This is a genomic window from Ferdinandcohnia sp. GQ5 (assembly GCF_059759275.1).
On the sequence record NZ_JCAXEW010000013.1, the window covers coordinates 14,442 to 35,633 of the forward strand.

A 21,192-nucleotide genomic window follows, 5' to 3' on the forward strand; every position below is an offset into this window, starting at 1 on the left:
CTTACTACGCCTCCTTCTTCTTTCTTACTCCAGGAATTAAAAATGTGATGACCGTTGCAATAGCGATTACAACAAATGCACCATAAGCGATTGTCGCGCCGTAGCCATATTCATATCTGACAAATGCGGCATTATAAAGATTCATAATCATGGTAACTGTTGAATTATCAGGACCACTACCTAACATTAATGGCGCATCAAAAATTTGTAATCCACCAATTACCGATGTAATTAATGTAAATATAAGGACAGGTCTGATTAATGGAATTGTGATCTTTATGGCTGTTTGGAATCTGGATGCACCGTCAATTTCAGCCGCCTCATATAAATCTTTTGGTATCGCCTGTAAACCTGCTAAGAAGACTAACATATTAAAACCAAAGTTTTGAAACATAATCGTAAGAGCTACGATTGCACGTGACGTCCACACATTATTCATCCAGTAAAATGGTTCATCAATCAAACCAACTTTAAGTAAAAACTGGTTGATACTTCCGGTTTGCCAATCAAATATTAAAGCAAACATAACACCTAGTGTGATTGGTGTAATAATGTTTGGAAAATAGTAGATGGCATGGAATAAGTGTCTCCCCCTAATGAACTTCTCGTGTAAGATGAGAGCAAGTGTAAGTGCAATTGTTAACTGAGGTACGATGGAAAAAATCCAAATAATTAACGTATTCAAGATGGATTTAAAAAACAAGGTATCATGAAGCAATCTTTCATAGTTTGCTAGTCCAATAAACGTTGGTTCGTAAAACCCTTCCCAGTCTGTAAAACTCAAGTAAAAAGAATAGAGAATTGGACCGAGTCCAAAAACAATAAAACTGATAAAAAACGGGGCAATAAAATAGTATCCGTATGGATTTTTGTCTATTTTGCTCTTAAACATGGATGTATCTCCTCTCTTTGTTTCATAGACTCCTGCATGTTTGACGTACTACCAGATTAGGATCAAGCAGTTGTCGCCCGGACAACCCCTCCATTTCCCCACTCAATTGTTTAATTAATCCTTTTGCAGCGGTTTCACCCATTTTGAGTAGTGGTTGTTTTGAAGTTGTTAAAGGTGGATTCACCCATCTTGAAACAGGAATATTATCAAAACCTACTATGGAAATATCTTTTGGAACTTTGTATCCTAATTCACTTGCACAAAGAAGTGCTCCAATTGCCATTTCATCGTTGGAAGCAATGACGGCCGTAATACCTCGGATGGCAAGCAGTTTCTTCATTGCTTGATGTCCACCAGATTCGGACCAGTCTGAAGAAATGACCCAGTCTGGGTTTAGTTCAAGCCCCAAGTCCTTAAGTTCACTTTCATACCCTTTCCTACGCCAATAGGTTGCAGAAAACTCGTCAGGACCAGAAATATAGGCAATTTTCTCATGTCCAATCCTATGAAGGTAGCGGACAATTTCCCTAATTCCAAGTTCATTATTGATATCTACAGAAAAGATCGTCTCATTCTGGTTTGCATCTCCGATTAAGACAACCGGGATCGTAAGTTCTTCAAGCCTCGAAATCAGCTCATTAGATAGTTTTAAAAAGCTAATTAAGATTAACCCATCAAATTGTCTCTCCTGCGCGAGATTCATAAACCCGAACTCACCTTGGAGGTTTGATTTCCGGCTATAATATGTACATTGGTAACCATGTAAATTTGCTACCTTTTCAATTCCCCTAAATATATCTGCATAAAAGTTATTCGCGATATCATCAACAACAATACCGATCACTCGTGTTTTATTTTTGACCAATCTTCTAGCATTTACATTAGGATGATAATTAAGACTTTGAATTGCTGTCCTTAAAGCCACTTCTGTCTCTTTCCTGACGGCATAACCATTTAAGAACCGAGAAACAGTGCTTTTTGAAGTTTTCGCAACTCTTGCTACATCATGAATTGTTGGATTCCCCATATTTCTCTTTCTCCCTACGATTAATAGAAAACGCTTACTTATCATCTGAATTAAAACGTTCCCATATTTATTTAGATAGTTTAATAGTGTGTACAAACATAAATCCTAAATAAAAGTAGGAACGTTCCCAAGAACTCTATACTTGTATTTTATCTAATTCTGACAATTTAGGCAATACTTTTTATCAAAATCCGTCAAGAAAACAACACAAAAGTCACATAAACTCCACAACAAACCTTAAATAACCCAAAAATAAACTTGGAGCCAACCTGACTCCAAGCCTACAAATCCATATTTACTCTTCCCACTCGAGAAGATTGGTCTCAATGACTGGTTTTGAAGTATCCTTTGGAATTCTATATGTTTTTATTTCACATGGCTTAAAACTAGCTTCTATTACGCGATCCCACTTTGGCAATTTAATGGTTGCTTTTGTAGCTACTTTATTTGTTTCATAACATCGTAAGATTATATCTTCATTATCCTCTGCTTGTTTGATCGCACTGATGATCACATTATCCTGATCAATATCTACATATGACCCTTGTTGTGGTAGTTCACCCTCATGGAAGGTTTCGATTAGAGCAACTGGACGCTGATTTAATACAGCTGCATGCTTTACTGTTAAAGCTTCTTCCCAACTCTCTTCGTGTGGCAATAAAGAATAATGGAAATGTTGGATTCCTTGATCAATAAAAGAATAATACCCATCTGGGTCTGGAATTAATGGATCATGATGAGCATATATCGGACTTCTTAGAACTGTAAGGCTTACTACATTTCCTTCAACGTCATAGCTATATTTTGCATCATTCGCAATACTTAAACCGTAGCGCGCACCTGTATTTTTGACCGTTCCTGATACATCAATCCAACTTTGACCAACTTGTTCTTCTCCATTTGCTTCACGAACAATGTGGCCATAAGGGGTTTCATAGGTTGCTTTACGATGCATCACATTAATCGGATATTTTAGTTTTAAAGCTTTAAACTTTTCTCTCCAATCCACGGTGACTTTTACATCAATGTGGTTTAACCCTTTATACATCGCAAATTCTTGAATGAGAGTTGATGAGCCATACTCACTTATTACACGAATAACCGATTTAACTGGTCCGTGCTCAATACGTTTTATACTTTTAGCCTTGAATTCACCAGCAACATCATCAAAACGAACAACATCATGTGACCATGTATCACTAGAATCAGAAATGACGATTGGTTTCGCTGCATCGCCAGCAAACACTTCAAACTGCTTATCCTTATCAAAAAGACTGCTTATGAAACCACTCTTCGGATCAAATTCTAATCGGTAACGATCATTTTCTAAACAAAAGTCATTCGCCTTTATTGAATCAAATTGGGACGGTTTTGAATTGGATACAACCTTATAAACCCGATACCCTAATGCAGGAATCTTCGCAATAAAACTCAGTCGATTACGACCATTAGCTGTTGCATGTGACTGTACAACTTGTAAAGGAACCTCATGTCCCATTTCATCCGTGAGCATCTGATCTTCTTTTAAACGATTAAACTCTACTTCAACATTCGTCTCAATATCCCAAGAATGTGGGTTAAACACAACAATAGGAAGCATCGCTTCATCTTGTTCAATGTTAATATTCCATGCTAGGGACTGTACTGCATTATTAAGTCCACGTTCTGCAATGGACATGGCTTCTCCATGCATATTTCTAGCATCCTCGTACGCTTCCTCAATACTTGTGCCCGCCAAGATATCATGGAATTGATTAAACATGACATTTTTCCAAGCCTGTTTGAAGTCAGTTGGGTAAGGTTGACCAGTCGTTGCATTCGCAATGACAGACATTTTCTCTGCTTTTATTAGTAAATTTTCCGCTTCTCTATTCCATTTCTTGATACCAGAATGTGCAGAATAACAGCCTTTCGCATGATTTTGTAAATCATGATGGACAGTAGGTAATGATACATTTTGACTTTTTACATCTTCGAAAAATTTATTTGGAGAGCTAAATACCAGGTTTGGCAAGTCTTCACGCTCATTTAAACGTTTAATACTCTCAATATTTTCCTTCGTTGGTCCACCTCCGTGGTTTCCAACACCGTAAAAACTCATTAAATCATTTACTGGTTCCTTCATCTCTTTGGAACATCTATAAATATGCCCCTCTAAATCCTTCCCCCAAGTGGTATATTCAAATGGGATTTGAAAAGTCATCACACGAGAGCCATCGTCAGACTCCCACCAGAACAAACGACCCGGTAGTCCCTTTTCATGTGGTCCAGGACGCATGAACACATAATGGTCCATCCCACTTTTTTGTAGAATTTGTGGAAGCATACCCGCATGGCCAAAACTATCCACGTTGTATCCTACTTTAGCCGTTACCCCAAATTTTTCATTGAAATAATGCTGACCATACAGACCTTGTCTAACAAAGGATTCCCCGCTAGGAATATTACAATCTGGCTGTAACCACCAGCCACCACAAATAATCCATCTTCCTTCTTGGATTTTTTCCTTTATTTCTTCAAACATCTTCGGGTCATTTTGTTCCACCCATTCATACATCACAGCAGAACTAGAGGTAAAGACAAAATCATCATATTCATTTAGACGATCTAATGCAGAACGAAAAGTTGCTTTCGTCTCTTGAAAACCTTCTTGCCATTGCCAAAGCCATACAGGGTCTATGTGAGCATTACCAATCATATGTAACGTTTTTTCTTTCATGGTTCATCCTCCTTGGTGTGAATAGCGCCTATTTTCCATATCTAATTTGATTGTGACAGGAGCTGGCTGAATGTCCTCGTTAATAGAGGCAAGGTAAGCTAGCCAATCCTCTTGGTTTTTTCCGAAATCTTTACCCGTCACACGTTTTAATTCAGAATGTGCTTGTTCGGCTAATAAAGAACGAGCATCGTCAAGGTATTGAACCAAAATTGTACAACCACGCTTACTACCGCAGCTGGCAAGAGCACGTGCAATACTTAAATCGAGCATCGCTTGTCTTTCTTTAAAGTAATCTGCCTCTACCCCTGCCTTGCGGGTTTGATTACTTAAGGTACTGTGCTTATAACAACGCTCTAAAATAGGAATACAATTTCGTTCTGCTAAACGCTCAATCCCGTAACAAACTGCATCTACATAATAAAACGTACCTGTTAACATATCTTTTAAACTTTCTTCTGAAGGATTTATCCTTTCAGCAACTGTTTCCCAAATAGGCATACTCCGTGCATCCCTTGTCATCCCTAGCGTGTAAAGTAAGTATACGACGTCAGGCATAGCGCCTTGATCAGGTGGGAGTTGGGTGTGTCGGATCAAATTATCCCTTATTGGTAATCCATGATCACCTAACTCTTTTTCAATCTCCCTAATTAACACGGGAATACCATAAGATGACTCGTACATCGCCAAGCATTGCGCAAGAACTATTTGTCTTTTGGTGTCTCCCTTTTCAATCGCATGATCTAAAGCTTTTTCCAAATATGGAATAATCCTAGGACCCACTGTACAAATTTCAACAATCGGAATTTTATCTGTATAGACTTCATCCATTTCCATATCAGCATACAAGTAAAGTGGCTTTTCACCAGTCAATGAATCTACTAATTCTTCAAGTTCCTCATCTTGATATTCCTTGTTTACAATTGTCCGAGTAAGCACATCCTCCTGGAGAAGCCCTTCACGTACTAATCGTTTTTGTAATTGCTTGACATCAATGTCTCTTGGTAATTGATGATTGCGAACAGCCTGCGCAGCTGCCAAAGCAACTACACCACCTAAGTTCTCCAAATCCGCTTGCATCCTTATCGCGGCGAACGCATCATGGGTTGCGGAGACTGCTTTTCCAGCTATTAAAATTCCTTCAAGTCCATTCGGTAACAAAATTCTATATGGTACCTCAATTTCCAGATTCGGTGGAATCAAACCTAAGTGCATCCAATCCGCACCATTTTTCCCCTTCATGTCATGGTTACTAAAGTGAATATTAATCACATCTTCCCATTGGCGATGTCTTAACTGATCTGTCAGCGTTAGGACAGCCTCTCCTAAGATATGACGCGTTTCCCTTGAGGCAACATAGATTCCATGATCATGTATTTCCCTTTTTCGCTTCCGTCTACGTCCGTCTAAAATAGCCCTTGTATAATCTTCTATATTCGAAATATGAACCATACTTGTAAAGTTATTTTGCGTACGACCAGGCTTAGCAAATTGGGCTAAAGAATACCACATCACGATATGATCGCGTTCTGATCCATAAACATATTCAGCACCAGCAAATGCCGCAATGTCACCATCACCGGTTGCATCAATCACCGTTTCAGCTAAGACCGCAAAGACTCCGAATCTCGATGCTACCAGAACACCTCTCACCCGATTGCCATCCATAATGGCACCGATTGTTATTGTGTAAAAATAGGTTTTCACACCGACTTGTTCGGCTTCACTTAAGAGCGCATACATTTTGGCTTCAATATTCCATTTTGGATTATTGTAATTAAGTCGTTGTTGAACCTCATTCACCTTTTCAGTTACTCGCTCACTATACCCGACTCTTCTACCAAACCAATAACTATCAACTCCTCCTAGTGTCGCAGTACCGCCGAGACCAGGGTTCATTTCTAGTAAGACAGTATCCATTCCTTCTTTCCCAGACGTAATCGCTGCCGTAGCCCCACTTGTGCCACCACCAACTACTAACACATCTGCATGATGCAGAACCGATACAGTCTGTCCTTGGATAAGCGCTCTTTGATAGTTTCTTCCTGCTTGAGGTTGGTCCATCTCTTCAACTGTATAGTGATCTATTGAAGTTAACTCGGCTATCTTTCTTTCTTTGTGTTCTTCAATTTGACTTAGTTCCAGAAGCAAATCCCAACTTTTAGCCAATTGTTCACCCATTTCTTCGCCCAACTTACTTGAAGTCACTGGGTTTGAAAACAATTTACTAGCATTTGGATTTCGAGCACTTTCATTCAAACACCAAATACGAACATCAGAACTTGTATAATCTTCTAATCTCTTTAAAAAACTAGCATTTTTACTAGCAGGGAGGTTGCACTCTTTGCTTAATCTAGGAATATCCATGGCTAATAATTCATAGGACGACGCTGCTAAATATGCCTGTTGAAAAGCAGGATGATGTTGAATGAGATACTCCGCTAATTTAATGGTTGTATGTCTAGAAGCCACTTCATATTTCATTTGTTGATCGATTTGTTGAATATCCAATGCGTCCATCGCAAGTTTAAATTCCAACAATACATGGCCTTTTTCTAAATATCCTTGGTGTACATACACAATGTCACCATCAATTCCTAATTCTGCTGGCACCTTTATGGTCTTATCGGTGATTTCATCCGTACGGTACAATTCAATAGTCTTTAGGAAATTGCGTTTCAATTCTTTAGTAAATTCGAAATGTTCGCCAGCTAGACGTAATACACTAGCGGACTCTGTTGCATCTATTACAATCTCTGCTTTAATGATTTGCCTACTTGATTTATTACCGATTACCAGCATTTTTTTCCCGCTATCGTCATCATGGATTTCTGTTGGATAACTTGCGTATATCAACTTAATGTTATGTTCTAATAGTAGGTCCTCTAGGGTTGTTTTGACACGGTCCAGATGAAGTGCCATTTCCCCGTCCCTTTGGACACCTGTACGAATTACATTCTCAATCACTTCGGGATAACCATTTGAACTGGTAATAAAGGAATCAGCTAGCCAAGGACGAAGCGTTGCAGTGACTTCTCGTCCCAAATACGTTCTTGATTCCACTACCACAACGGTTTTCCCACTTTTGGCAAGCCTTCTTGCAGCAGAAACACCAGCAAAGGAACCACCAACAATCACAGCATCGACATCATACAATATTGGCAAATCTTTTTCTGGAAGGATGAAAGTTGTCTCTTCAGGACATGTATTTCTACTTGTCTCCATATTTACAACACCTTTTCTTTGGGAACGCTCCCATTTTTAGATTAGTTGAGCTTTTAGGTTTTTCAGATTAGATTCCGCAACAATCATTGGATCACGATCATAATCTTCTTGTTCAATCACAAACCATTTCACACCATATTGCTTTCCAGTTTTGATATATTGGCTTAAATTAAGCAAACCTGACCCAATTTCGGTACTCATTTTCTGCTCTTTTTCTATCTTCATATCTTTTAAATGAAGAGAGACACAACGACCTTTATATTGATGAATGATGTCCTCCGGTTCGTAGCCAGCATATTTTGCCCAATAACAATCTAATTCAATCTTAACTAGTTCCGGATCACTGTTTTCAAATAACAAATCAAAACCAGTTTTTCCATCAAATTGTTCAAATTCCCAGTTATGATTGTGATAGCCAAACGTAAAACCAGCATCTTTACAGGTTTGACCAATCTTATTTAAAATTTCAGCAGACCTCTTATAATCATCCCCCGTTTCTCTCATTTCACGGGGTAGCACTGGGCAGATTAATAAATCATTTCCAATTGTTTCATGATATCTTAGTGATTGGTCTAATTGATCTCCCTGAAGTTGATGCAAACCAATATGTGCTCCTGCCACCTTTAGCTTTTCTTCATCTAATACTTCTTTTAATCGATCTGCTGGAGTCCCAAAGAAACCAGCAAATTGCAAACTCTCATACCCATATGTAGCAAGTTGTCTAATTGTTCCAATCAAGTCCTTATCCGTCTTTTCTCTAACAGAGTAAAGCTGTAATCCGATTTCCATTTCCTTCACCACTCTTTTTTAATTTGGCTCTGTTAAACAAGATTGTTGATTTCCGCTGCATGTACTCGCTTTTTCGCGGGCGGTCCGGAAGCCTCCTCAACGAAATGTGGAGGCGGCTTGCACAGAAATGAGAAAATTGGCTACTCTGACAAAGAGGCGTATTTTGCCTCTGAAGGAGGAGTTGAAATTTCTCGAGTTTCTAGCCGCTGCAACTGGACAAGTCGCTATGCTCCTGCGGGGTCTCCCTTGGACACGCTTTTCCCGCAGGACGTTGAATTTGCTTCCTTGAAACTACACCGCACGAAGAAAATGCCAGCATTTTCGAGGATCTCGTACCTTCACTCCAATCAACAAAGTATAAATATCAACATTGACCATTAACACAGCCTTTTATTTGATAGAATAATTGTCTTTTAGAATTTCTTTGTCATTTCCAAAAGTTCCGGTTGCTCTACTGTACTAGTTAAATGGTAGTGCTTTCCTTGTTCAGATGCGATATGGAATCCATGCATAATTTCTAGTGCATGATAGGTTAAGTTGCCATTTGCACGGTGTGGCCTATCTTCTAAGATTGCCTCGGCCATATCTGCTAACCCAATGCCACGGCTATTTGATTGGTATCCGTGTGTTAATGGTACTTCCTTGAACTCCTTTTCGCCTTTTCTACGATATTTCACTGGTCCTCCGAAAGTATTCGGATCAGGAATACTTAGTGTTCCATGTTCCCCATATACTTCTATTCTAGGGAGGTTATTTCCCCATGAATCAAAACTTGTCACCAATGTACCTACAGCACCATTCTCAAAATCTAGTACTCCAGCAATGTGGGTTGGAATTTCAACTGAAATTCTGCGTCCTTCAGGTGTTACACGCTCTGCAAACGAAATGTTCGCCGAACCTGTTACCCTTTTTACGGAACCAATAAGAGAAATGAGTGCAGTAATATAGTATGGTCCCATGTCAAACATTGGTCCACCACCCGTTTTATAGAAGAAATCTGGATTAGGATGCCACTCTTCTACCCCATTACTCATGAAAAATGCATTCGCTGCAACGGGTCTTCCAATCCATCCGTCCTGAATGAGTTTAATGCTTGTTTGAATACCGCCACCAAGGAAAGTATCTGGCGCTCCGCCAACACGTAAGCCTTTCGCATCCGCTAACTCTAAAACTCTTTTCCCCTCTTCTAGAGAAATGGCAAGTGGTTTTTCTGTATACACGTGTTTGCCAGCTTCAAGGGCCTGTATAGATACCTGTCCATGTGCAGCTGGAATCGTGAGATTAACTATAATATCAATCTCTGAATCAGCTAACATTTCTTCTACACTATAAGCTTTAATACTAAATTCTTCTGCCTTATCCTTTGCTCTTTCAAGATCTAAATCTGCACAAGCAACAATTTCGAGTGATTGTAAGGTTTGACAATTTTTGAAATAGATACTACTAATGTTTCCACAGCCGATAATTCCAACCTTAAGTTTTTGCATGATTGACCTCCGATGTTAGTTTGGGATCTTAACCCAGCTTCTAGTTTCGGTTGATTCTACAACCGCTTCCAATATACGCTGATTGATTAAGCCATCTCTAAAGTTAGGAGATGGTGACTCTCCCTTTTCAATCCCATCCATAAAGCAAGATAATAGATTAATAAAGGTATGCTCGTAACCTATACCATGACCAGCCGGCCAATAAGCACCTGCATATGGGTGATGTTCTTCCGTACAATGAATCGTTCTAAATCCCTGTAGCCCTGGTTCATCATCCTCGAAATAAACCTCTAATAAGTTCATCTTTTCCATATCCCAACGAAGCGACCCTTTAGAACCATTAATTTCGAAACGATTTCCATTGCGATTTCCGCCCGCATATCTAGTTGCTTCAAAAACTCCTAATGCCCCATTTTCAAAATGCGCAAGAAATGCTGCTGTGTCATCTACATCAACATCTGCCAGTTGCTCACCCTCGATTTTTGCAGATAGACCACCACTCATCTCTCCTGCAGGGCGTTTCTTTACAAAGGTTTTCATCGTTCCAATAACCTCATCGATTTCTCCAACTAAAAACCTTGCTAAATCAATGCTATGTGCCCCGATATCACCAAGGGTTCCTGTTCCTGTAACTTCTTTACGAAGGCGCCAAACTAGTGGAAAATTCGGATCCATCATCCAGTCTTGCAAATAGGTTGCACGGATGTGACGAATTTCTCCTAAACGACCATCTTGAATCAATTTTTTTGCATATTGAACGGCTGGCGCAAAGCGATAATTATGCGTAATCATATGGATGACCTTATTTTTCGTAACTGCTTCATACATTCTTTCTGCTTGTTCAACAGTCAATGCTAACGGCTTTTCACATAATACATGTTTGCCCGCTTCCGCTGCAGCGATCGCGATTTCTGCATGGGTGTTGTTTGGAGTAACGATATCAATTAAATCAATATCGTCTCTTTCAATCAGTTTCCTCCAATCGGTTTCATACGAAAGCCAGCCCATTTGTTTCGCCGCTTTTTTGACTTTCTCCTCATTTCGACCAGCAATCGCCTGCAAGACAGGTTCAATACCATGTTCAAAATAAAATGATAAGTCACGGTAGGCATGGCTGTGCGCTTTCCCCATAAATTGATACCCAATCATACCTATGCGAATTTTTCGAGAAACCATACTAACTCTCCTCTCCTATGTTTAGATTACCTAATATTAAAGAAGTGCATCGGATAAACTGGCAAGATCACGATCCGTAGTCACATTAAATTTGGAAATCAAGTGCGCGCTTGTCACTAGTTAAGAAATTTTCAATTTTATCAATAACAGTCTTCTGAACGGCCAATTGTCCTGTTTGTTTTTTATCGCTTGGTAAGGATTTTGCTTCTTGATTTGTCATTCTTTCTTCTCGACCAAGTGAACCAAGTAGGCTTAGTTCTAAATCGGTTGCGATGTTGACTTTACTAATTCCGCCATTTGGTAGTTTCATAGCCGCTTGAATCATTTCAGCTGGAACACCAGATCCTCCATGTAGAACTAAATGGACTGGGGTTAAAGAACGGATTGCTTTTAAACGTTCAAGATCAACGGTTGGTTTTTTAACCTTATAGACACCATGTGCAGTCCCAACGGACACTGCAAGTGCATCAACCTTCGTTTTTGTTACAAACTTTAACGCCTCATCCGGATTTGTATATAACTCTTCGTCATGATCAGTTTCAATAAAATCAGTGGTACCAATCATCCCAAGTTCAGCCTCAACAGATACTCCCTTAGAGTGTGCATATTCTGCTGCCATTGCGCTAATTTCGATGTTTTTTTCAAGGTTGTGCTCGGATGCATCAATCATGACAGATGTAAATCCTGCTTCAATTGCATCTTTGATCACTTGGAAATCCTTCGTGTGATCTAAATGGAGAACAGTCGGAACTGTAATATTTTCGTCTTTCATCGTTTGATAAAAGACCTCACCGAATTCAAATGGCGTAATTCCATACCTCTCTAATTCTTTTTGTGAAATCTGTACAATCAATGGGGATTGTGTTTGCTGTCCCGCTCTTAGAATCGGCAGAATCATATCCGTGTATCTTGGAGAGAAAGAACCAATTGCATATCCTCCTTTTTCTGCCTGTTCTAATGCTGTCTTTAGCGTGATAATATTTTTCTGTCTGACACTATTCATTTAAAAAAACTCCCTCGTCATTTAAAGTTAAATTATAAATCCTTCTGATAAAGGTTCCTTAGTGGTTCCTGTAGTGGTAAATACCCTTCCTCAAATAGATGGCGATATTTACGGTAATTATTTTCATTTGGTACAATTCGTTCCTGATTATGGTTGTTGAGATACCCAAACATTTCCGACTCATCCTTATAGATCCCACATCCAAGTCCAGCAATGGCTGCTGCTCCTAGCAAAGTTGATTCAGATATGGAAGGAACAATTAAGGAACAATTGGACACATCTGCCTTTATTTGCATCCAATGCTTGTTTTTCGTACCACCGCCTACTGCAATAACGGTAGACATCTTTGAGAGCCCCAGCGATTCAATCGTTCTCTTTATCAATTCAAACTCATATGCGGTTCCCTCTAGGAGAGCCTTTATAAGATCCCCTTTTTGGTGACTTGATTTCAAACCGATTAAAGCTCCTTTTGCCTTAGGATTAGGCCGAGGCGTGCCACTTCCTGCCAGGTATGGGAAATACAATATGCCCGTAGGTTCATTCGGTGTGTTGTCTAGAAGTGTTGTAATTTCTTCATAGGATAATCGTTCGGTAGAAAGCTGACTTCTTATCCATTCGACTGAACCACCAGATGACTGAATGGCACCCATCCAAAAGAATTGGCCAGATAAAACATGGCAGCCAAAACTGAATCCTGATTCATAGTCTTTTTTGGTTAAAGCCCTTTCATTAAAGGATCCTACTACTGTTTCAGCTGTACCAATCGAATCGGACACAATCCCCGGTTGAACAGCACCAACAGCTAAGGCGGCACACACATGATCATGTCCTGAAACAGCCACAGGGGTGCCTTTACTCAGTCCAATTGCATTAAAATCATTTGTTGAAACCACACCTACCCTCACCCCAGCAGGTCTTGCCTCAGGGAAGATGGACTCATGAAGCTGGAAATGTCGTATCCATGGAATATCCCATGCTTTTTGATCGATACGAAAGGCAAATGTTCTGGCCGCTAATGAGTAATCGGTTCCCATATCACCTGTCAATTTATATGCGATGAAGTCAGAGGTAGATAACCATTTTGCATTTTTTAGCAAATCGGGATATTTCCTCTTTAACCATACTAATTTGGCTAAACCGTGCTTATAGGAATTACGCAAGCCGGTTTTCTTGAAGTGATCAACGGGATTAAGTTCCTTTTCAATTTCTTCTACAATCCCTTCCGTTCTTCGATCAAACCACGGAATGATTTCAGACCGATACTCGCCAGTCTTCTCATCAATAAGCAAGCCACTTTCTGCCATACTCGTTATTCCTATAGAAGCAACCGGATCATTTTGCTGATCTGTTACCTCTTGAATTGCCCGTGTAACCACATCCCACATTTGATCAGGTTTATAATAAGAATGCATTTCATCACTTTTATAGCTTTGATTTGGGTAGATTGCTAGACGAATTAACTTGCCATCATGTGTAAATAATCCTGCCTTAATATTCGTCGTACCGATATCTATTCCAAGTAAACTCATTTTGTTAATTGCCCTTCTAACGTTTTCTTTACTCTTTCGACACCTAATTCTGGACTTGATAAAAACTTTTCTTGTAGATCAGCAGGAAGGGTTGAAACAACGCGAGCCATGGATGCCTGTGCTAATACGACAACATCAACCTCCATCGCCATTTCAGTTAAGACGTCAGCTAGTATTTGATCGTGACCATCCTTATCACCAACTAGTAAGCGTTGGTAAGCATCATTCACTACTTTTGAAGTTAGTTCAACTTCTTTATTTAGCACTGCACTCTTTGTTTTTAATAATGTAATGGTTGGATCTAATGTCGTAGCAAGGGTTGCAACGACTCCAATTTTCTTACCATTCTGGATTGCTTTTTCAGCCATGGGTTCATCAATTCTTACAATAGGTATCCCTACCATTTGCTGCCCTTTTGCAACGATCTCCCCTACGGAAGAACAGGCGTTAAGAATAACATCAGCTCCCACTTGTTCAGCAAATTGATAGTACTGGGTTAATCGATTTTCTACCTTTGTAATATCTCCATTATTTTCAATTAACTCCGGTAGTATAGAATCATCAACAAAATTAACAATTTCACAATTAGGAACGTTCCCAGTCAATAAATTTTTAAGCGGTTCAATTGTCACCGGTGTAGTATGTACAATAGCAATTTTATATTTCACAGGTACACTCTCCCTTTTCAAAAACAAACACAAGGATTTGGTTTGTTGTGGATTTATGAATCTTTATGTTGGTTTTAATTTCATTATGTCTGAAAACGATTAGCCAGTCAACCGATTCATTCATTCTTTTCATAAAGGATATTATCTTGTATTATATTCGTATTCGTTTTATGATATAAGCAACACGATTAACTACTTTTTAAAACCAACCAACTCCACAGAAAGACACACATGAACCAAGAACTATATGATTATATTGGGTTGTAACATCTTAAGAAATGAGGTTTAAACCGTGATCGCAACGGAAAGAAGAAACATAATAAAGGAATTATTGTTTAAGAATAATTCTGTAAAGGTTGCCGAGCTTGTGAATCAATTTAATGTTTCGGAGGAAACAATTCGGCGTGACTTAAATCAGTTAGAAAATGAAGGGTACCTTGAAAAATATTATGGAGGTGCCATTTTAGCAAAAAAATATCAGTCAAATCCTCTCGTGATGCCGATTCATGAAAGACAGCAACATTTCTATAATGAAAAGGCCTTAATCGGTAAAAAGGCTGCTGAACTCATTCAATCGGAACAAACGATTATTCTTGATGCAGGGACAACAACATGGCATGTCTCATCAGGAATAGCAGATAAAGAACGCTTAACGATCATAACAAACGCCATGAATATCGCTGAACAATGCACAAAAAGTGAATCCGCATCCATCTACTTACTCGGTGGAAAACTAAGAAGAAACTCATTAAGTACTGTTGGTCCTCAGGCTGAAGCAGAGCTTAAAAAATATAATGCAGATTATGTTTTCCTAGGAGCTTCTGGGGTTTCGTTGAAACAAGGATTTACAAGCTCTGATTTGTATGAAGCCGAGATGAAAAAAGCAATGGTTTCTGCTGGACAAAAAAGAGTCGTACTTGCAGATCATAGTAAATTACAAAAGACCGGTCTCACGACATTTTGTAACTTTAATGATATTGATATTTTTATTACGAGTGACCTTGCAGATAAACAAGCATTAGATGTCATTAAAAAGACGGGTATTGAAGTAATCGTTGTTCCTACAAATGAAGAAGGCTAAGGTATATGAAATTCCCCTACATGGATTTTGCTATGTAGGGGTTATTCATTGTTAATAGTCTAATTTAGTGACTTGTCCCGTTACCTCAAAGACATACTTTACAACGTCTGTTCCTGTTAATGCTAAACTTCTTTGATCAGGCTGACTTCCCCCGATATACACTTCAAATTCCCCAGGCTCTAAGATTCGCTCGCCTTGTTCGTTGATGAGCGCCATGTCTCTTGGAGAAAGTGTCATATTCACAACTTTTTCTTCTCCTGCTGCAAGAGACACCTTTTCAAACCCTTTTAATTGCCACTTTGGTATTTCTATGGAAGATTCGATGTCTTTCACATACATTTGTACTACTTCTTCTGAATCCCTTGATCCTGTATTCTTAACCGTTATCTCAAATGTTATGTCTTCACCTGGGGTAATCTCAAACTTTTCTAGTTCCTTTTTATCATAGGAAAATTGAGTATAGCTCAACCCATAACCAAATGGATATAAGGCATCATTCTGCATGTAACGATAAGTCCGATTTCTCATCGAATAGTCTTTAAAATCAGGAAGCTCTTCACTACTCTTATAAAAAGTAACGGGCAGCTTTCCTGACGGGCTGTATTCACCAAATAGTAAAGACGCAATAGCCCTTCCTCCTTGCGCCCCTGGGTACCAAGCCTGGACAATGGCAGGCACATGTTGATCAGCCCAGTTTAATGCAATCGCACTTCCTGAAAGATGCACTAAAATAATTGGTTTACCAGTTTCATAGATAGTCTCTAACAATTCCTGTTGTAACCCCGGCAGGTTTAGATTCTTCTTATCACCGCTTCCAAATGCATTGGATTCATGCATTTCTTCGCCTTCTATTGTTGCATCGAGCCCTAAACACATGATTACTACATCAGATCTTTCGGCTGCTGAAATCGCTTCAGCAATTCTATCCTTCGGTTGATCCAATGAACTCTTTTTCTTGTTATAAAGTTCGCAGCCTTCCGCATAGAAGATTCTTGCTTTACCTTTCGTAGCTTCTCGAATCCCTTCCAACACAGTCACATATTCAGATGCTGTTCCTTCATAGTTTCCAACAAGTGCTGCTCTGCTATCTGCATTCGGCCCAATCACTGCAATATTTTTAATCTCATCCTTATTTAATGGAAGGATTTGATTATCATTTTTTAGGAGAACCATACTCTTTTTCGCAACTTCTAATGCATATTCATTGTGCTCAGGGCTATCATTCATTTCATAAGGAATACTTGCGTATGGTACATTTGCCTGATCATCAAACATACCCAATTTAAACCGAGTCATCATCAACCTTATTACAGCACGGTCGATTGCTTCTTCGGAAATCAGCCCTTCCTCATATGCTTCAACAAGGTATTTGTACATCGAACCGCAATTCAGATCACACCCATTATTAAGGGCGTATGCAGCTGATTCTAATTGAGAGCTAGTTACACCATGACTTTCATGGAAATCGACAATCGCCCAACAATCCGAAACGACATGCCCCTCAAATCCCCACTCTTCTCTTAGAATTTGTTGTAGCAATGTTTCACTTCCACAACAAGGTTCTCCGTTTACACGATTGTAAGCACCCATAATAGACTCCACTTTACCCTCTTTTACACAATCTCTGAATGCAGGAAGGTAAGTTTCATATAAATCTTTCTTATTTACTTCAGCATTGAATGAATGCCTTTCTTCTTCTGGACCACTATGAACGGCAAAGTGTTTTGCACAAGCAGCCCCTTTCATATATTTAGGGTCATCCCCTTGTAGTCCTTTAATATAGGAAACACCAAGTCTTCCTGATAAATATGGATCTTCTCCATAAGTCTCGTGACCCCGTCCCCATCTTGGGTCTCTAAATATATTAATATTAGGTGCCCAAAACGTTAGTCCTTTATATATACCACGATCATTTTTCCTTGCAAATTCATGGTGTTTCGCTCTTCCTTCCGTAGCAATGATATCTGCCACCTTATGCAACAATGTTTCATCAAATGATGCTGCCATTCCAATCGCTTGCGGAAACATCGTTGAAACACCTGCTCTTGCTACACCATGAAGACTTTCATTCCACCAATTGTAAGACGGAATTCCTAATCTAGGAATGGCACATGATTTATGTATCATTTGCGAAGCTTTTTCTCTTATCGTCATTCTTGAAACAAGATCCTTCGCACGCTCCTCAAAACTCAAATTCTCATTTTTATAGGCTGGAATTTTTTCCATTATGATAACCTCCAGTTAGTCCGATGTTGTGTCATTGTTTATACCTTTCATTTTAATAAAATGTCATGAATTAGCCCATGAACGATTCTGCTAATAATATGAATTATATTCTTTAAGTTACTAGTCACAATGAGTATAATTGTTATATACAATTCTGCTAGGAGTCTGGTGATTGAATGAAAAATGAACTGATTCTTTGTGAGTATTCATACCATACAGAGAGGAAACACTTTAACTGGAGAAATGGACTAGAGAGCTATTTTTTTCGTTTGCAAACCGAAGGACATAGTTTGGCAAAGATTAACCAGGAGACTGTTGAATTAGCGCCGGGGGACTTGTTGCTATGTAAACCCGGAGATTCCTGTGAAATCCTCATCGATGAGGTGGCGAACCAATCAGGAATCACATCTATAGGTAGCGGAGATTATTTCATTATGTGCAGAGGGCCATGGTTAGATGAGTGGTGGGAAAGAAGAAAAAGACCGACAATCGTTCATATCCATAATACCCAAAAGTTCCTTTTGCTTTGGCGACAAATGAATATTGAAAAGCGACGAATCTATGAAAAAAACGAAGAATTGCTTGATTATCTGCTACGAGCACAGTGCTTATCGATTGATATTTTGATAAAAGATACAGATCTATTCAGTAATCAGCTAACACTTCCCGTACAAGCGATGAAAAGCTATATTGAAGAGCATGCGAACCAGCCATTTAAAGTTGAAGATGTAGCCAATCATGTTAGCTTTAGTGTCTCTCGTGCTTCACACCTTTTCAAAGAACAATTCGGGAAAACAATCATTGAATATGCAATGGAAATCAGACTAAATACCGCAACCAAATTGATTCAAAATAGCGATATGACCTTAGCGCAAATTGCTGAATTATCCGGATTCGGGAGTTATAACTACTTTCATCGGATATTCAAAAGAAAATATGGCACCTCTCCAACGGACTATTTCTCCAAAGTTTGATTACATCAAGAGGTAAGGCACTCTAAAATCGAGGGTGATTCTATGTGTTTGCTCCCCCTTTCGTTTTGTTTTTTGATCCATCTAAATCTAGCAAAATAGTAGATGTTTTTAATGAGATTATCTATATTTTTCCACCGAGAGATAAGCTAAGATGGAATCATGCAATTGATTAAATCTAAATCTAAAGAAGTGGAGGAAGTTTGCTATGAAACTTGGTGTATTTACCGTATTGTTTGCAGATCAATCCTTTGAAGAAATGTTGGATACTGTAAAAGAAGCTGGACTTCATGCAGTTGAGATTGGGACGGGCGGCTACCCAGGGAACAAACATTGTGATTTAGAGGGATTATTAGAAAGTGAAACGGCAAGAAACGAGTACTTGAAGAAGGTGCAGGATCGTGGATTAACAATTAGTGCATTCAGCTGTCACGGTAACCCGATTTCACCTGATAAAGAATTTGCTGATCGCTGCCATGAAACGCTATTAAAAACAATTAAGTTAGCTTCCCTTATGAATGTGCCTGTCGTCAACTGTTTTTCCGGTACGGCTGGGGACCATGAGGGAGCCAAATACCCAAATTGGCCTGTAGTTGCATGGCCAAATGAATATAGCGATGTGTTGAAGTGGCAATGGGAAGAAAAGCTCATCCCATATTGGAAGGAAGTTGGACAATTTGCTCAAGAGCATCAAGTAAAAATTGGCCTTGAACTCCATGGTGGCTTTTTAGTCCATACCCCTTACACATTGTTGAAATTACGTAAAGAGACATGTGACGCAATTGGTGCGAATTTAGATCCAAGCCATTTATGGTGGCAAGGTATTGATCCAGTAGCCGCAATTAAAATACTTGCAAAGGAAAACGCGATCCATCATTTCCATGCAAAAGACACTTATATTGATCAAGACAATGTAAATATGTACGGTTTAACAGATATGCAACCATATGGAGATGTACGTACGCGTGCTTGGACCTTCCGTTCAGTCGGCTGTGCCCATAGCCTTAGCGAATGGTCTGATATGATGAGCGCACTTCGTACATACGGCTATGACTATGTGGTCAGCATCGAACACGAAGACCCAATTATGTCGATTGAAGAAGGATTTCAACGTGCAGTATCCAATCTAAAAACTGTATTAATCGAACAACCTAGCTCCCAAATGTGGTGGGCTTAGGACAACTAAAGAAAGGTCCCTTGACCCACCATATTCTTTCTGGGACAAGGGACCTGTCCCTTTGTCCCTAAATCTTTACAGCTTCTCCGGTTGAGGCGGATTCATATAATCCGTTTATTATTTTTTGAAGGATCACTGCTTCTTCCGGTTTGCTAATTGGCTCAATGCCATGAATACAGCAATCTACAAATCTTCTAAATTGTGTTTCATGGTAATCTGTTTTTGGCATGTATGCTGGTGTAGTATCAAGTAACGAGTAATATTTCTCTTGGAAGATTTTCACTGGAAATACATCTGCTCCACCCTTATCCCCCATAATCGAAACTTGCATAACGTCATCCTTTTCAACATTCGCTGCAAAGGCGGCATCCAATGAGATTGAAGAGCCATCTTTAAAAACAATCAATCCACGGCTAAAATCTTCAACCGAGAAGTTTTCCCAATCCCAATCTCCCATTAGCCCGACACCTTTTTTATTTCCTATTTTTTGATAGGTAACTCCTAAAACCGTATCTGGTTCTGGGTATCCCATTAAATAAAGAGCTGTATCAAGCATATGTACACCAATATCAATGAGAGCCCCTCCGCCCTGCAGCTCTTTATTAGTGAAAACTCCCCACCCTGGGATTCCTCTTCTTCGCATCGCCGTTGCCCGAGCGGCATAGATGGATCCAAATTCATTATTATCGATATACTCCTTTAAAAGGCAAACTTCAGGGGAGTGTCTAAAATGGAAGCCAAAGGTTAGAAACTTATTTGCTTCTTTAGCTGTTTGAGCCATTTCCTCCGCTTCTTGAACACTGATTGCAGGAGGCTTTTCACATATTACATGGCACCCGGCCTTTAATACCGCTTTTGTAATCTCAGCATGGAATTTGTTAGGTGTGCAAACACTAACTGCATCTATCTCTAGCTCACTAAGCATTGTTTCGTAATCACTGTAATAGTTTGGAATTCCCCATTTTTCTGCACATTCTTTTGCCTTTTCAATGTTGATATCGCAAACCCCAACAATTTCTACATCATCCGAGCATTTTAAATAGTTCGGAATATGCTGCGATTGGGCAATGCCCCCGCTCCCAATAATCCCTACTTTCAGTTTTTTCATAGATTATCTTCCTTTCTAAGTTTAATGGTTATTTCCTTAAGGTACTTGCAAGCAAACCTTTCTAAAATATATTGTCCTGCAAGAATATTCATTCAACATTGTTGGAACAGATAACAC

The 21,192-nt window shown here is 39.3% G+C and carries 15 protein-coding genes; 3 read left to right on the forward strand and 12 right to left on the reverse strand.

The annotated features are described in order from the left end of the window. Window positions 1–4: 4 nt before the first annotated feature. The 10 genes from AC6CHV_RS16175 to AC6CHV_RS16220 all read right to left on the reverse strand — a co-directional run bounded on the left by AC6CHV_RS16175 (window position 5) and on the right by AC6CHV_RS16220 (window position 14,512). Window positions 5–892, reverse strand: coding sequence for a carbohydrate ABC transporter permease (locus tag AC6CHV_RS16175; RefSeq protein WP_121445654.1), 888 nt, complete (start codon window positions 890–892; stop codon window positions 5–7). A 22-nt stretch (window positions 893–914) separates the two neighbouring features. Beyond that, the gene (locus AC6CHV_RS16180) at window positions 915–1,919 is read right to left on the reverse strand and encodes a substrate-binding domain-containing protein (protein WP_498079214.1); all 1,005 of its coding nucleotides are present in this window, start codon (window positions 1,917–1,919) and stop codon (window positions 915–917) included. A gap of 295 nt (window positions 1,920–2,214) precedes the next feature. Continuing rightward, the gene (locus AC6CHV_RS16185) at window positions 2,215–4,638 is read right to left on the reverse strand and encodes a glycoside hydrolase family 38 N-terminal domain-containing protein (protein ID WP_498079215.1); all 2,424 of its coding nucleotides are present in this window, start codon (window positions 4,636–4,638) and stop codon (window positions 2,215–2,217) included. Between the two features lie 3 nt (window positions 4,639–4,641). After that, entirely contained in the window at window positions 4,642–7,860 is a 3,219-nt protein-coding gene (locus AC6CHV_RS16190) for an FAD-dependent oxidoreductase (protein ID WP_498079216.1), read from the reverse strand. A gap of 36 nt (window positions 7,861–7,896) precedes the next feature. After that, window positions 7,897–8,649, reverse strand: coding sequence for a TIM barrel protein (locus AC6CHV_RS16195; RefSeq protein ID WP_498079217.1), 753 nt, complete (start codon window positions 8,647–8,649; stop codon window positions 7,897–7,899). 413 nt (window positions 8,650–9,062) lie between these two features. Further along, complete coding sequence (locus tag AC6CHV_RS16200; protein ID WP_498079218.1) at window positions 9,063–10,136, reverse strand: Gfo/Idh/MocA family oxidoreductase; 1,074 nt, start codon at window positions 10,134–10,136, stop codon at window positions 9,063–9,065. Window positions 10,137–10,151: 15 nt separating this feature from the next. Continuing rightward, window positions 10,152–11,312, reverse strand: coding sequence for a Gfo/Idh/MocA family protein (locus AC6CHV_RS16205; RefSeq protein WP_498079219.1), 1,161 nt, complete (start codon window positions 11,310–11,312; stop codon window positions 10,152–10,154). Between the two features lie 85 nt (window positions 11,313–11,397). Further along, on the reverse strand, window positions 11,398–12,315 hold the full coding sequence (locus tag AC6CHV_RS16210; protein ID WP_498079220.1) for a ketose-bisphosphate aldolase: 918 nt from the start codon (window positions 12,313–12,315) through the stop codon (window positions 11,398–11,400). 32 nt (window positions 12,316–12,347) lie between these two features. Further along, window positions 12,348–13,844, reverse strand: a complete 1,497-nt coding sequence (locus tag AC6CHV_RS16215; RefSeq protein WP_498079221.1) for an FGGY family carbohydrate kinase — start codon at window positions 13,842–13,844, stop codon at window positions 12,348–12,350. Beyond that, window positions 13,841–14,512, reverse strand: coding sequence for an aspartate/glutamate racemase family protein (locus AC6CHV_RS16220; RefSeq protein WP_498079222.1), 672 nt, complete (start codon window positions 14,510–14,512; stop codon window positions 13,841–13,843). Before AC6CHV_RS16220 ends, AC6CHV_RS16215 begins: the two co-directional genes overlap by 4 nt. A gap of 292 nt (window positions 14,513–14,804) precedes the next feature. Between AC6CHV_RS16220 and AC6CHV_RS16225 the strand changes: the two genes are divergently transcribed. Next, window positions 14,805–15,593: a DeoR/GlpR family DNA-binding transcription regulator gene (locus AC6CHV_RS16225; RefSeq protein WP_121445644.1), complete on the forward strand. Its 789-nt coding sequence runs from the start codon at window positions 14,805–14,807 to the stop codon at window positions 15,591–15,593. Between the two features lie 51 nt (window positions 15,594–15,644). On the opposite strand, the gene AC6CHV_RS16230 is transcribed toward AC6CHV_RS16225, so the two are convergent. Continuing rightward, window positions 15,645–17,819, reverse strand: coding sequence for a glycoside hydrolase family 3 C-terminal domain-containing protein (locus AC6CHV_RS16230; RefSeq protein WP_498079223.1), 2,175 nt, complete (start codon window positions 17,817–17,819; stop codon window positions 15,645–15,647). A gap of 176 nt (window positions 17,820–17,995) precedes the next feature. On the opposite strand from AC6CHV_RS16230, the gene AC6CHV_RS16235 reads away from it, so the two are divergent. Together AC6CHV_RS16235 and AC6CHV_RS16240 are read left to right on the forward strand one after the other, a co-directional pair. Next, entirely contained in the window at window positions 17,996–18,793 is a 798-nt protein-coding gene (locus tag AC6CHV_RS16235) for an AraC family transcriptional regulator (protein WP_121445642.1), read from the forward strand. Between the two features lie 205 nt (window positions 18,794–18,998). Next, the gene (locus tag AC6CHV_RS16240) at window positions 18,999–19,967 is read left to right on the forward strand and encodes a TIM barrel protein (RefSeq protein WP_498079224.1); all 969 of its coding nucleotides are present in this window, start codon (window positions 18,999–19,001) and stop codon (window positions 19,965–19,967) included. A gap of 67 nt (window positions 19,968–20,034) precedes the next feature. On the opposite strand, the gene AC6CHV_RS16245 is transcribed toward AC6CHV_RS16240, so the two are convergent. After that, the gene (locus tag AC6CHV_RS16245; protein ID WP_498079225.1) at window positions 20,035–21,075 is read right to left on the reverse strand and encodes a Gfo/Idh/MocA family oxidoreductase; all 1,041 of its coding nucleotides are present in this window, start codon (window positions 21,073–21,075) and stop codon (window positions 20,035–20,037) included. Window positions 21,076–21,192 lie beyond the last annotated feature (117 nt).

Bases quoted from the DNA above. Each gene is read 5' to 3' on its own strand.
- AC6CHV_RS16175 (WP_121445654.1), bottom strand. From the start codon at position 892: ATGTTTAAGAGCAAAATAGACAAAAATCCATACGGATACTATTTTATT.
- AC6CHV_RS16180 (WP_498079214.1), bottom strand. From the start codon at position 1,919: ATGGGGAATCCAACAATTCATGATGTAGCAAGAGTTGCGAAAACTTCA.
- AC6CHV_RS16185 (WP_498079215.1), bottom strand. From the start codon at position 4,638: ATGAAAGAAAAAACGTTACATATGATTGGTAATGCTCACATAGACCCT.
- AC6CHV_RS16190 (WP_498079216.1), bottom strand. From the start codon at position 7,860: ATGGAGACAAGTAGAAATACATGTCCTGAAGAGACAACTTTCATCCTT.
- AC6CHV_RS16195 (WP_498079217.1), bottom strand. From the start codon at position 8,649: ATGGAAATCGGATTACAGCTTTACTCTGTTAGAGAAAAGACGGATAAG.
- AC6CHV_RS16200 (WP_498079218.1), bottom strand. From the start codon at position 10,136: ATGCAAAAACTTAAGGTTGGAATTATCGGCTGTGGAAACATTAGTAGT.
- AC6CHV_RS16205 (WP_498079219.1), bottom strand. From the start codon at position 11,312: ATGGTTTCTCGAAAAATTCGCATAGGTATGATTGGGTATCAATTTATG.
- AC6CHV_RS16210 (WP_498079220.1), bottom strand. From the start codon at position 12,315: ATGAATAGTGTCAGACAGAAAAATATTATCACGCTAAAGACAGCATTA.
- AC6CHV_RS16215 (WP_498079221.1), bottom strand. From the start codon at position 13,844: ATGAGTTTACTTGGAATAGATATCGGTACGACGAATATTAAGGCAGGA.
- AC6CHV_RS16230 (WP_498079223.1), bottom strand. From the start codon at position 17,819: ATGGAAAAAATTCCAGCCTATAAAAATGAGAATTTGAGTTTTGAGGAG.
- AC6CHV_RS16235 (WP_121445642.1), top strand. From the start codon at position 17,996: ATGAAAAATGAACTGATTCTTTGTGAGTATTCATACCATACAGAGAGG.
- AC6CHV_RS16240 (WP_498079224.1), top strand. From the start codon at position 18,999: ATGAAACTTGGTGTATTTACCGTATTGTTTGCAGATCAATCCTTTGAA.
- AC6CHV_RS16245 (WP_498079225.1), bottom strand. From the start codon at position 21,075: ATGAAAAAACTGAAAGTAGGGATTATTGGGAGCGGGGGCATTGCCCAA.